Here is a 13,833-nt window from a genome sequence, read left to right as displayed (position 1 = left end):
TTCCATCTGCCTAGTATCCCATTGGGGAGCCCTAGTTCTTGGCATACCATATTCTGGGATTTCCCACTTGATATTAAATATTGAACCGATTCTCTCTTAAACTCTGTGGTGTATTGTTTTCTCCGCTTCATGGCAACCTCTTGTAGTCGTTTGTTGCCTATTGTCGAGTATATAATGCGTTAGGAACTTCATATGTCCAATGTAATACAAGAGGTTATCGAAGAATTAGTATTGAGTAAGTTAAATTTGAATTCTCTTCATAGTAATAAGCCTCAGTTTCCCGAATACATGAAATGGTTGATTAGTAAAGATAAGGAAGCCGAGTTACAGTATTGGTCTAACTATTTATTGCATTATGATAGCTTATCTGCGTTCCCGTTTTTAAATGATGGATTAGGTTTGAATGATGAGACTGAAAGAAAATCTTATTCGATGGTTATTGACAGTGTTCTAATGAAAAAAATTAAAACGGCTTCGGTCAAAATGGGAATAACTTGGGGCGTCTTTTTGTATAGTAATTGGGGAATATTACTAAGTAAGCTAAATGATAAGGATGATAATGTTTTTGGCGTAATGGTTTCTGGGCGTCCTCCTGAAGTTAAGGGAATTGAATCAATGGTAGGGGTATTTGTTAATACGGTACCATTGAGAGTGAAAATATCAAATTACGATTCTTTTAAAACAATCGCTTCAAAATTGAATTCAGAAATCGTCAATCATAATTCAAATTCGACTATTGCATTATCTGAAATGAACCCATCAGGAATAAGTCAACTTTTTAATCATGTCTGGGTAATTGAAAATTATCCTACTGGTAGTAAAGAATCAAAGAATGGACTAATTGACTTTGAAAGTATTCGGATGATTCAAAAGACGGATATGGATGTTGTTGTTTATGTAATTCCTGAACAAGATAAAATTAAAATTATTTTTTCTAGTAAAGTTTCGAACATATCCTCAAACAATTTTGAAAGAATTAAGAATTACTTCCTGTTTTTATTAAATACTTTTTCTGATGATACTGAGTCTCCTGTAAATACGTTTAGTCTTGTCAATACTCAGTTAGAGAGTTCACCGTATCGATTTAATGAGGATATTGTTTCATATGATTCCCTACCGACTTTATCTCATTATATTGACAAGAGTTCGGAAAGATTTGGTGATAACGTTGGTTTAGTTTTTCGGGATAGGCAATACTCGTTTAGTCAAATCTCAGAATGGTCAAATAGAATTGCTAATTACTTGTATTTAGAGCATTCCGTAGGTTCGGAAGATATTGTCGGTGTTATGATGGATAGGAGTGACTTAATGGTTCTTACTATTTATGGAATCATTAGAGCTGGAGCCGCATATTTGCCGATTGATTCTGAATTGCCTGTTTCTAGAATCGAGCATATTCTGAAAGAATCTAATTGTAAAGTTTTGATCGTTTCACAACAAACGTTAAAAACTGAAATCTTTCAAGATTATAAAAATATTATTGCAATTGACAATTTAAATTTTTTCCAAAATTTCAATCATACAAATTCAAAGTTATTATGTAGTTCAAACAATTTAGCTTATGTTATCTATACTTCAGGCTCAACTGGAAATCCGAAAGGGGTGATGATTGAGCATCAAGCTATTGTAAATAGATTAGAATGGATGAATGCAAAATATCCATTGGATTTAACGGATACTTTGTTACAAAAAACTCCATATACTTTTGACGTATCTGTTTGGGAGTTGTTTTGGAGCTTATTTTCTGGTGCAAAACTAGTGGTGCTTGAGCCAGGTGGACATAAAGATCCGAAATTAATTTATGAATCGATTAAAGAGAATAAAATTTCTGTAATCCATTTTGTTCCGAGTATGCTGAATTTATTCTTGGAATTTGGTAAAGATGATTTGGATTTAATAAATACTAGTTTAAAAGATTTGCGGTATTGCTTTGCAAGTGGGGAAGCTCTATATCCGAAACTCGTAAATGAATTCAATGCTATTGTTAACAACAAGACTGGGGCAACATTACATAATTTATATGGTCCTACCGAAGCAGCTGTAGATGTAATTTACTATGACTGCCTTCCAATGAATAACGAATATGAGTTTATTCCGATAGGATCTCCGGTAGCAAATACGACAATATATATTATGGATCGTCACCTAAATCTTCAACCTGTTGATGTAATCGGGGAATTATATATCGGTGGTGTTCAATTAGCGAGAGGATATATCAATAATTTAACTTTAACAAATGAAAAATTTATTATAAATCCATTTATTGAAAATGAAAGATTATATAAAACAGGCGATTTTGCAAAGATAGATAAAAATGGATTTATCAATTACATCGGAAGGAAGGATGATCAAGTAAAGATTAGGGGGATTAGAGTCGAGTTACTTGAAATTGAGCACTCTATAAATAGTTTTCCTGAAATAGATGAATGCGTTGTTACAGCAGAAGGCGAACTAAGCAAAGATATTTTTTGCTATTATAAGTCCAGTATTGAAATAGACGAAGGCGAATTTAATAACCAGATTCGCGCTAAATTACCGGAATATATGATTCCGAGTAAGTTGATTAGGATTGAGAAAGTCCCTCTAAGTATATCAGGAAAGGTTGATAGGCGAGAATTGCAAAGAATCCGCAAGTCGCTTAGTATTGAAATTGATGAAGACTCCGTTGAAGCTGAAAATCAATTAACAGATAAACAGCTTAGAATATTGACAATATGGAAGGAGGTTATCGGGACTAATAAAATTTCAATAAAAGATAGATTTCTTGATATAGGTGGGCATAGTCTTAAGGCAATAAAGATTGTCAATAGAATGAATAAAGAGTTTGGTGCCAAGGTATCAATTCGGGACTTATATCAATGTCAAACAATTGAGAACGTTGCATTTTTACTGGAATCTTATAAAGATAAATCAAAGGTAGGTGAGTTAACCAAGGCAGAGAAGAAAGAATTCTATGATTTATCTTTGTCGCAATATCGGCTTTGGGTGTTAGAGCAATTTGATGTTGGAAACTCTTATTCGATTCCTCTCGCACTAAAAATTTCAAGTAATTTAAATGTCGAAAAACTTGAAAAGACAATAAACAAAATAATAGATAAGTTTGAAATTCTCAGAACTGTTATAATTGAAGACAGTGGTGTTCCTAAACAATTTGTCAAAGCTAATCGTACGATTTCTTTGCCAATTACTAAGGTTAGTTATGTCGAATTAGAATCTTCTATGGAAGATTTTTTTTCTTTACCATTGAATATAACATCTCCAGATATTTATCACATTCGTTTGTTCGAAGTTGAAGGTGATAGTTACATATTATGTTTTAATATTCATCATATAATATTTGATGGTTGGTCAGCAGAAGTTTTATTCGACTTGATATTGAACTTTTATTCAGAAGATACAAGTTTAGATGAATCTAACATTGGTTTTTTTCAATATAGTGATTTTTCTGAATGGCAAAGAAGTCGGTTGTTGAGTGATAAGTTTGAAAAGGAGGAAAATTACTGGATAAAAAAAATAAGTAATTTCGAGCCAACGTCCGATTTATTGCCTAGTTATCCAAGGCCGAAGGTTAAAACTTACAATGGTTTGACAAAGAGATATAGCTTAGGTTATAGATGTTTGTCTGATATTAAGAATTTTTCAAATAAACTTAATAAGTCTGTGTTTTCAATTTTGGTTTCGTCATTAAATCTTCTAATTTATAGAATTACAAATCAATCTGATATCTGTTTAGGAATACCAGTCGCTGGCAGAGGAAATAAGGATTTGGAATCGCAGATCGGGTATTTTGTTAATACCGTTGTTTTACGTAATCAATTTTCGGGAAATGACAGTGTCATCGAGCTCATAGAAAAAATTAACACATGCCTTCATGATGCATTTGAGAATCAGGATTATCCTTTTGAGATTCTAGTTGAGAAGGCAGGAGTAGTTACTAATCTACAAAAGTCTCCGATATTTGATGTGTTGGTAACTTTAAGGGAAGATACTTTTGGTTCTTCTAGAATTAAAGACGGTGTCTCCTTCGAAAAATTTAATTTACCGAGTCATTATTCGCGATCTAGTAAATTTGATTTATCTTTTATTTTTGAAATCAGCAATGAAGATATTTTTTTGGATATAGAATACAATACTGATATATATAGCCATGAAAGAATCGAGTATATATATTCAAGATTTTTTGTTTTGCTAACTAACCTGGTGAATAAGCTGAATGGTTTAGTTTCTGAGATTGAAATAATTTCTGATGATGAGAAAATGTTTTTTAATAAAAATGTAAATAGAAAGTTCTTTCCATTATCAAGTGAAAAAAGCATTGTTGATTACTTTTCTCAGCAGGTAGAAAGAAGTCCTGATTCTGTAGCAATAAAATTCGGTAGTAATAGTTTAACATATCTTGAATTAGATTTAAAATCTAATTCAATCGCAAATCATCTGTTAAACTTAGGCCTAAAAAAAGGATCAGTAGTCGGTCTATTAATGGAAAAGTCCATAGATTTATTAATTTCTCTCTTAGGGATAATTAAAGCTGGAGGTGCATATATGCCATTAAATCCATCATATCCTTTAAGAAGAATCGAATATTGCTTAGATGCTAGTACGGTCGAATTTGTTTTGATTGATCGAAAGTTTCGGCATTTTGAAGAAAGTTTAACTCTCCTCAGTGATTGTAACTACATTGATTTTGATTCAGCTGAGCAAGATCAAAAAAATGAAAAGCCTGGAGTTAGTTTAAATAGCGATGATTTGGCTTATGTAATGTTCACTTCCGGAACCACAGGTAATCCTAAAGGTGTGATGATTGAGCATGGTAATGTCGTTCATCTGGTTAAGAATCAAAATTGCGTTAAGTTAAATGAAAATACTATTATTCTTCAGACAGGAGCAATTGAGTTTGATGCTTCGACCTTTGAAATCTGGGGTCCACTATTAAATGGTGGTTGCGTTTGTCTGCTTGATAAAGTTGATTTATTAGATTCTGAAAGTTTATCGGATTATATTATTCGCTGGAATATTAATTTAATGTATTTATCATCTCCATTGTTTAATCAACTCACAGAAATAAATCCCATAGTTTTCGAAAATTTAAATACACTTATTGTCGGAGGTGATATATTATCTCCTTATCATGTTAATAAGGTGAAGAGCCTAGCACCTAAGTTAGAAATTGTTAATGGATATGGCCCTACTGAGAATACTACTTTTTCATCTTTTCATAAAGTTGAAAATACGAAGGAGAATGTTATTCCAATTGGTACCCCATTGACATATTCTGAAATGTATATTGTTGATGATGATGGAAATCTTCTACCGCCTGAAATAGAAGGAGATTTATTGGTTGGGGGTAGAGGTGTTGGTAGAGGCTATTTAAATGATACTGCTTTAACTAATAAGTTATTTTGTAAGAATACATACTCAAATATTGGTAAGTTATATAGAACTGGCGATAGAGCAAAGTGGTCAGTAAATTGGGAGGCCATTTTCCTTGGGAGGAAAGACCATCAATATAAGATAAACGGGTATAGGGTTGAAAAGTCGGAAATTGAAAATACGCTTTTAAAACATGCAAATATTAATGAAGTTTACGTTGTAATAGAGAAAGTCGGGAATGATTTAGATAAAGAAATCGTAGCTTATTTAGGAACTGATTTCCGTATAGATTATGCTGAAATTTGTGAATATCTTCGGGATCGTATACCCAGCTATATGATACCAGATTCTATTGTGTTATTAAAATCCTTACCGCTCCTTGCAAGTGGAAAAGTCGATCGAAGCAAATTATACAGAAATCAAGAATTAGAAAAGTTTTTGCCAGAGGGTAGCGGTCAAGGAGCGATAGAGGTGCAATTATTAGAGATAATTGCCGATATTTTGAAAATTAATTGTATTGATCGTAGTCAAAATTTATTTTCATTGAATACAAATAGTTTAAAAGTAATCCGGATCACTTCGAAAATTCGAGAAATATTTGGTATTCGGGTTCCTATATCTTTCTTTTATAATAACCCAACTGTTGAAGCTCTTGCTAGATTTATAGAAAATCAAGATGTTAGAGAGAGCATTGATCAGATTATTCCGTCCAAATTCACTGAGTATTTAGACCTTTCGCGTTCCCAATATAGAATCTGGTTAGCGGAGCAATTCGGAAATGGCCCCCTCTACAATATTCCTGGTTTAATTGTTTTCAATGGAAGTGTATCTTGTAAAAAACTGGAACATGCATATTCAAATATTATAGAGAAATATGAAATTTTGAGAACAATATTTCCGCTTTTAGAAAAAAAACCAATGCAGTTTATACAAAACAAGGATTTCTATAGTTTTAAGAAAATTAATTTCGTTAATGAAGCTCAGTTAGAACAATATCTTGGTTCAGCTGTTGATATACCGTTTAATTTAGAAATTGGTCCTTTAATTAAAGCTGAATTCCTAACTTGTAATCAAGGAAAAACTGCCCTGTTCATAAATGTTCATCATATTATTTTTGATGGATGGTCTGTCAATGTTTTTTTACGGGATCTAATCCGTGGTTACAATTCAGAAGTAGGTAATGAATATTTTGAAACTAGTCCAATTTTACAATACCGAGACTTTACGATTTGGCAGTTTGATCAGTTCAGTAAAAAAGAATTTCAATCAGCGAAAGAATATTGGATAAACAAGTTAGATGGTGTCTTACATAACAATGCATATTTCCTCGAAAAACCTAGGCCGAATATACGGAGTAATAAGGGCATAACTAAACGATATGAAATCGAGAATAAACATTCACATTTATTGGATTCATATGTAAATGAAAGTAATCTGACTCTTTTTATGATCCTTCTGGCATCATTGAAAGTTTTAATATATAAATATAGTGGTGTTGAAGATGTAATTGTTGGATCGCCAATTGCTGGACGCGAGAACCTTCAATTAGAAGAACAAATTGGTTTTTATGTCAACTTGCTTGTTTTAAGAGATGAAATACGCGGAGAAATGACAGTTAACGATTTACTTTTAAAAGTTAAAAAAACAGTTGTTGATGCAATAGAAAATCAAATCTTTCCTTTCGATTTTTTTCAAGAAGAACTGAATATCGTAAATGATCCAGGAACAACGCCGCTTTTTAGTGTGATGTTAGCCTTGCAAAACTTTGAAATACCGAAAATTAATTTATCCGATGGCGTTGAACTAGAATATCAGGAGTTGAAAACTAAAACAAGTAAGTATGATATAAGTTTTTTGTTTAGTTATTCGAATTCAAGTTTAGTTCTTGATCTAGAATATAATAGCAACCTTTTTAGCCAAAATTACATTGATAGACTCTTTAAACACTTTCAAATTGTCTGTCAAAAAATTATTTCTTCATCAAGTTTAGAAATTAAGAATATAAATATCGTAATAGAAGAAGAAAAGGAAAATGTTTTAGGTGAACTTAGAGGGCTAGAAAAGAAACACAATTTTGAGAATGAAAACCTTGTAAGTATGTTTGAAAAAAGAGTCAGTGAATCACCGAATGATCCAGCAGTCTACTGGAACGGTGGGATGATGACATATAGTGAATTGAATAATGAGGCGAATAAAGTAGCAAATTATCTCATTTCAAATGTTGACAGTGTAAAAGGAAGTTTAGTAGCTCTAATATTTGATAGAAGTCAAAAAATGCTTATCGCAATTTTGGGTGTTCTAAAAACAGGAGCAGCATATTTACCAATATCTCCAGACGATCCAAAACTAAGGAGAGATGAAATTTTAGAACAGAGCCAGTGTAGCACAATTATTTTTGACAAACTTAATTTCTCTAACATTGACATTAGGTTAAATTGTATCGAATTTGATTCAATTAAGTCAATTGATGTAACTAATCCGACAATTGATATTAAATCCTCTGATCTTGCATATGTAATTTATACTTCAGGCTCAACAGGAAAGCCTAAGGGAGTTATGATTGAACATGCTTCAGTTTTGAATAGGATTTGTTGGGATATTGAATATTTTAATCACACCTCATCGGATCGCTTTTTATTGAAAACTCCTTACTTTTTCGATGTTTCTATTAGGGAGTTGTTTGTGTGGTTTGCTGCAGGTTCTACAGTTGCTATTCTCGATTCAAATTTACACAAATCTCCCGAGCAAATATTTGAGGCTGTCGAAAAATATCAGATTACATCAATAAATTTTGTTCCAAGTATGTTTGCACAGTTTTTAGAATATCTTCTATCATTACCTTTGGAAAAACGAAAATCTATTTATTCCTTAAAATCAATACATTGTTCTGGAGAGATTTTAGCTCCTCATTTGGTTACTAAATTTAATGATTTAATCGGGGAAAATTCGCTTATAAAGTTATACAACCAATATGGCCCAACGGAAACAACTGTCGAGGTTACTTGTTTTGATTGTTCTGAGACTCATTCGGGTTATTCTGTTCCAATTGGAAAACCTACTGACAATGTAAGCTTGTATATTTTGGATAACGATTTGAATATATTACCGAGAGGACTATTTGGAGAGCTATATATTGGAGGTTCTCAAGTTGCAAGAGGTTACTTGAATTCTATTGATTTAACGGATGATAGATTTATAAAGAATCCGTTTGGCGAAGGTGATCGGATCTACAAAACTGGTGACATTTGTAAATTATTAGATGACGGAAATGTAGAGTTCCATAGTAGAAGTGATAATCAAGTAAAGCTTCGCGGATTTAGAATTGAATTATTGGAAGTCGAAGCGGTATTGCTTGAATTTCCTGGTATCAAAAATATTGCCGTTTGTGTTGGAGGAAATGATAAGGAGATTTTGGTAGCATACTATGTAGCGGAAGAAGACATAGATACAGGAAAGCTAATATATTTTCTGAAGAGTAGGCTGCCTGAATATATGATTCCTCATCTATTCAAAAAGATTAGTAACTTGCCAATCGGAAAAACAGGGAAATTAGATAGGAATTCTTTGCCGAAACTAAGTAATAATGATTTTCAAAGTCAAGTAAAATACGTAGAAGGTTCAAATCCATTCGAAAAACAGATTTTAAAAATTTGGGAACAGATCTTATCGAGCGAAAGGGTAGGAATGAACGATAATTTTTTTGCGCTTGGTGGGCATAGCCTAAAAGCATTAATTTTATCTCGTTCCATTTTTGAGCATTGTAATATTAAAATTGAAGCTTCATTTATCTACGAATATCCTGTTGCACACTTATTTATGGATGCACTAAAATTAAAAGGTAGTGCACAGAATATTCACTCAATGCTTGAGCTTAGTTCCTTGAATGATATAATTTTTAAAGACGAATCAATACTGAGTAACGGTAAGAAAGGTTTAATTTTCTATTTCCCTTCGATAGTTGGTATTCCGGTTGATGTTCTACATGCAATTCCTTATTTAAAGGAATACACAATTATATCTTTTCCTTTTTTTAGTCATAAGAATAGAATTAATATGTATATAGAGAAAGTGGAAAGATACTCAAATGGTAAACCTTTAGTTTTCCTTGCATATTCTGCCGGAGGAACTTTAGCATATGAAGTAATTGTGGAAATGGAAAAGAGAAGTTCTGATACTCATCAATTGATTTTACTTGACTCAGTATTAAGTGATGATACTAATTTTCAGAAAATTTCTTCGGGTTTGTTTCAAGTAGGCGGGGAATTTCCTATTAGCTTAACAGATAAACCGCAATTCGAAATAGATGGTCATTTGAAGGATAGGTTTATTGATTATAAGGATTATTTCTTATCTACAAGAGTCCAAACACAAATTAATTGGAAAATTCATCATATTCGGTCAACGGAAGCTAAAGTGGAATTGAACTATTCTTGGAAATCAGTAACTTCTGGCGAATATTCTGAAATGCAGGGATTTGGAACACACAATGAAATGTTTAACAGTGATTTTGCAATGCAAAACTCAGAGATTATTAAGAAAATTCTAGAAGGATTTTTTCACCATGAATAAATATATCATTAGATTAGGTTCCAAGTTCGCAGATAGTAATATTGTTTTTTTAGTAGCAATCTTATCTTTAATCCCATTCTTTTCTTCAAATAAAGTGGCTTTGTTACTGTTTGGACTATTTATCTTTTTGCTAATTTCTTATTCTTTGCGATCCGGTTTTGCGATATTTTTCTCTTGCTTGGGAATGGGAACTTTGTATGTAACTTTTTGTATTCAGGATAATGGAATAAAAGCTTTTATTTTGCTTATTTACTTTTCCTTAGTTGCTTTCAAGAGAGTTAGAGAAAAATGCGATTGGCTGTTATTAGGTAAGGCAAATTTAAAAACAGTTTTGTTAATCATATTAACAATTTCTGTGAGCTCTCTTGCTCTCATAGTTTGGAATGCGTTAACAAATCCAGATTTAACTGAATTTAAGCGACAAATTCCTGAACTAAATAGTTTCATTGCTTACTCGATAATTCCAATCGTTGCTACTATCAATGCGGTTAATGAAGAGGTCTTATTCCGTGGAGTGATATGGTCGAGCATAGAAAAAAGATTAACAAAAGTATGGCTTATCATTTTAATACAGAGTATTTATTTTGGAGTTTGTCATTTTAATGGAATTCCAGGCGGACTACCGGGAATTGTGCTGGCTACCATTTACGGACTAGCTCTAGGATATTTAAAGCATCAATCAAATGGACTGCTTTATCCTATTATAACTCATATATTTGCTGATTCAACAATATATTTACTAATTTTGAACTCTGAAAAATTAAGTAACCTTTGATGCAATTGACAAAATGATTTCCATTTATCTGCTGGAATTTCCGAATAATTTTGAAGTTGAACATATTTTAGATTTTATATCTCCCGAGAAGAAAGTCGCGTATGGGCAAGCACGTATCAAAAAGTATTCTATTCAAAATATTTTTTCTGATGCTTTAATTCGATATTTATTAATTAGAAAGTTAAAATTAAGTAATTCTGAAATTTCTTTTTGGAAGAATCTGAGTGGAAAGCCTTTTTTAACAGATGGTCGTGCGTACTTTAATTTATCGCATTCAAATAATCAAATCGTATGTGCAATATCGGAGAAGGATCAAATCGGTATAGATATTGAGGAAATAATTAAAATTGAAGAAAGTGTTTTTATTAATATATTTACAGCTAACGAACTTAGCTATCTTTGCAATTTTGAGGATGATAATAAGACTATAGAATTTTTTAAGATTTGGACTGCAAAGGAAAGTTTCGTAAAAGCTGATGGAAGGGGTCTTCTCCTTCCGCTCAAAAATATTAATGTAAATTTACATAGCCACTCTATTGAATTTCTTGACAATGCTGGTATTGAATATTGGCCATTCAAGCAATACTTATATAATAAGAAATTTGTAATTTCAGCATGCTGTAAATACGCGAGTTTCCCTGATCAAATTTACTCAGTTGATTTTGATGAAGTCGTGAATTCATTGGTTATATAGAAAGCAATTGGTTGACTTAAGATGTTCGTTTTAGGGAACAAATATATAGGCTATTTTGAATCAATATGATTTGAATGTGCGAAAGCTTTCTTAATTATTATTTTAACTATCGTAAAGCTTCTTAGTTTGTATCTATGGATTATATACAAACTTAATTAGGAAAACTTAATAAAATAGAGAAACTTTTATTACATGCAGGTGTTGTTGGGAATTAATATATTCAACGATAAGAATACTTAAATTGTAAAATTATGGTTTTAGTTTAACATTTAAAATTACGGCTTGAACCTGTTCCTCTGTTCAGTCCTCGAAATCGATCAAAGTTCTAAACAAATGAGTCGTTTTTTCCGATGTAATATTCCGAGAAAATACACTAGATGTTCATAAGATCTTTCAAATCTACTTCTAATCGTTTTGCAATCCTAAAAATAGAGCGAACTGAAGGGTGAGATTGACCGTTTTCTATGTCCTGAACGGTTCTGTATGAGATTGGGTAATTTCCTTCTTCCATGGCTTCTTGAGTGATTCCCTTGGAAATCCGGATTTCTTTGATTTTTAGACCTAATTTTCTAGCAAATTCTTCATATTCCACGCACGAAATTATGTGCCTTCCTTGACATTTTTAGAACACGGAATTTCGTGTGTTAATATGAACGTAGCACGATAATTCGTGTTAGGTAATGGAGACTGAAATGGGTTATATAGAAGAAAATTTACTAACAGATGAGAATGTAAGGTTTAAAGCAAAGATATCGTTTTATGCTTTCGTCCCGCATTTACTGCTAATGATTGTTGGGATAGGTTTTATAACTATCATCAGACCTTTAATTTCTTATTTTACAACTGAAATTGGAGTAACAAACAAAAGATTCATATTCAAAACAGGATTAATTTCCAGAGATTCATTAGAATTAAATCTAACCAAAGTTGAAAATGTTCGAATTAACCAATCTATTATTATTCCAGTTCAGATGAAAACGCAATTTTGCTGACCTAAATTAAGCTAATACTCCAAGCCGAAAATGGAGATTAGAGATGGAAAAACAAGTAAGAGAAAGACGTACGTTCAAAGCGGATGACAAGATAGGCATCATCCGAAAACACCTATTAAAATCAAAGTTGGTAGACACCTGTGATGAATATCGGATTCATCCAACCATGATGCAAAATTGGTTAAAAATAGTATTGGAAGCAGGACGCGAAGCATTGGCTGGGTCGAATCAAAAAGAATCCAATGAAAACAAGAAACTGATAGAAAAGTATGAAAAGGAACTGGAGAGGAAAAACAGAATCATAGCCGAACTCACAGGGGAGATCATCGACCTAAAAAAAGAAGCTGGGGAGCTCTGACAGGATTACATGTTTCGACTGCATTAAAGCATGAGATTGTAAATACCTTAGATCGGCTGAAAGAGGCGTCAGGTCTCCCCATCAAATACCTGTGTAGTAAAATAGATGTAAATCCAGGCAAGTTAACTGTTTGGAGAAAATGTAAAAACAAATCACCAAAGAAAGTAATTCCAAAATCGCATTGGATAACACCAGAGGAACGAAAGGCAGTTGAAGATTACAAACGAAATCATCCATTCAAAGGATATGTTCTTTTGGCATGGATGATGATTGATGAAAACATAGCATATATGTCTCCTTCTAGTGTATATCGCATTCTGGTGGACTGTGGTTTAAACCGCAGATGGCAAAAGCCCTTGGGAGATTCAAAGAAAACAGGTTTTGATCAACCTAAAGCTATTCATGAACACTGGCATATGGACATATCATATATCAATTTTAAAGGGAGTTTTGTTTATTTGATATCAGTGTTAGACGGTTTTTCACGTGCAGTCCTTGCATGGTCAATCAGTACCCGAATGGAGTCACTTGATACACAGTTAGTTTTATGGGACGCATGCGACAAATGGCTTGGAGGCGATAAGTTAGCGGTTCGTCTTATAACTGACAATGGATCTCAATTCTTGACTAAGGAATTCAAACAAATTTTGAAAGAATTTTCTATCCATAATGTTCGGACTTCTGTAAATCATCCTCAGTCCAACGGGAAACTAGAAAGATTTCATGGAACCATTAAGACTGAGTTAATCCGTGAAATACCAATGTATTCACGCGAACAAATAGAGAAGAAGTTGGTAAATGGATTGAAGAATACAATTCGGTAAGACTTCATTCTGCAATCGGTTACGTAACACCTATGGATGTGTTTTATGGTCGCAAGGAAAAGATTTTAGCAGAAAGAAAAGAAAAACTACTTGAAGCAAAATTGAAGAGAAAAGAATACTCGGTAAAGGCTAATATAAGGCTTGTTGCTTAGCTTAATTTTGAATCTCAAAATTCTGTTTTTCACTGAACTAAGACACAAATATATCATGATAAATTGAAAAGCAATGTGATATTTCATTCAGAAATTCTC

The 13,833-nt window shown here is 32.5% G+C and carries 9 protein-coding genes; 7 read left to right on the top strand and 2 right to left on the bottom strand.

Annotation, left to right across the window (positions count from 1 at the left end):
- Window positions 1-131 (bottom strand): transposase (locus LEP1GSC199_RS22225; RefSeq protein ID WP_157356581.1); only part of this gene is annotated, 131 nt, incomplete at its 3' end.
- Between the two features lie 61 nt (window positions 132-192).
- Between LEP1GSC199_RS22225 and LEP1GSC199_RS00130 the strand changes: the two genes are divergently transcribed.
- From LEP1GSC199_RS00130 to LEP1GSC199_RS00120, 3 genes are read left to right on the top strand one after another with little or no spacing between them, the layout of a single operon-like run.
- Window positions 193-9,939: a non-ribosomal peptide synthetase gene (locus LEP1GSC199_RS00130; RefSeq protein ID WP_002975867.1), complete on the top strand. Its 9,747-nt coding sequence runs from the start codon at window positions 193-195 to the stop codon at window positions 9,937-9,939.
- Window positions 9,932-10,714 carry a CPBP family intramembrane glutamic endopeptidase gene (locus tag LEP1GSC199_RS00125; protein ID WP_002975874.1) on the top strand — a complete coding sequence of 261 codons (783 nt, stop codon included), beginning with the start codon at window positions 9,932-9,934 and terminating at the stop codon, window positions 10,712-10,714. The genes LEP1GSC199_RS00130 and LEP1GSC199_RS00125 overlap by 8 nt, the downstream gene beginning before the upstream one ends.
- 13 nt (window positions 10,715-10,727) lie before the next feature.
- On the top strand, window positions 10,728-11,408 hold the full coding sequence (locus LEP1GSC199_RS00120) for a 4'-phosphopantetheinyl transferase family protein (protein WP_002975871.1): 681 nt from the start codon (window positions 10,728-10,730) through the stop codon (window positions 11,406-11,408).
- A gap of 373 nt (window positions 11,409-11,781) precedes the next feature.
- Here the strand turns inward: LEP1GSC199_RS00120 and LEP1GSC199_RS00115 are convergent, their stop codons facing one another.
- Complete coding sequence (locus LEP1GSC199_RS00115) at window positions 11,782-12,000, bottom strand: helix-turn-helix domain-containing protein (RefSeq protein ID WP_002975868.1); 219 nt, start codon at window positions 11,998-12,000, stop codon at window positions 11,782-11,784.
- Window positions 12,001-12,100: 100 nt separating this feature from the next.
- Between LEP1GSC199_RS00115 and LEP1GSC199_RS00110 the strand changes: the two genes are divergently transcribed.
- The 4 genes from LEP1GSC199_RS00110 (at window position 12,101) to LEP1GSC199_RS22220 (ending at window position 13,734) form a co-directional block, all read left to right on the top strand.
- Window positions 12,101-12,400, top strand: coding sequence for a PH domain-containing protein (locus tag LEP1GSC199_RS00110; RefSeq protein WP_002975872.1), 300 nt, complete (start codon window positions 12,101-12,103; stop codon window positions 12,398-12,400).
- A 43-nt stretch (window positions 12,401-12,443) separates the two neighbouring features.
- Complete coding sequence (locus LEP1GSC199_RS00105) at window positions 12,444-12,758, top strand: hypothetical protein (RefSeq protein WP_002975869.1); 315 nt, start codon at window positions 12,444-12,446, stop codon at window positions 12,756-12,758.
- A gap of 263 nt (window positions 12,759-13,021) precedes the next feature.
- Window positions 13,022-13,582, top strand: coding sequence for a DDE-type integrase/transposase/recombinase (locus tag LEP1GSC199_RS20445; protein ID WP_051999711.1), 561 nt, complete (start codon window positions 13,022-13,024; stop codon window positions 13,580-13,582).
- Window positions 13,561-13,734, top strand: coding sequence for an integrase core domain-containing protein (locus LEP1GSC199_RS22220; protein WP_415857897.1), 174 nt, complete (start codon window positions 13,561-13,563; stop codon window positions 13,732-13,734). Before LEP1GSC199_RS20445 ends, LEP1GSC199_RS22220 begins: the two co-directional genes overlap by 22 nt.
- Window positions 13,735-13,833 lie beyond the last annotated feature (99 nt).

The organism is Leptospira vanthielii serovar Holland str. Waz Holland = ATCC 700522, assembly GCF_000332455.1.
GTDB lineage: Bacteria > Spirochaetota > Leptospiria > Leptospirales > Leptospiraceae > Leptospira_A > Leptospira_A vanthielii.
Note: the sequence above shows the minus strand (reverse complement) of the source record. Positions and strands in the feature narration are given on the sequence as shown.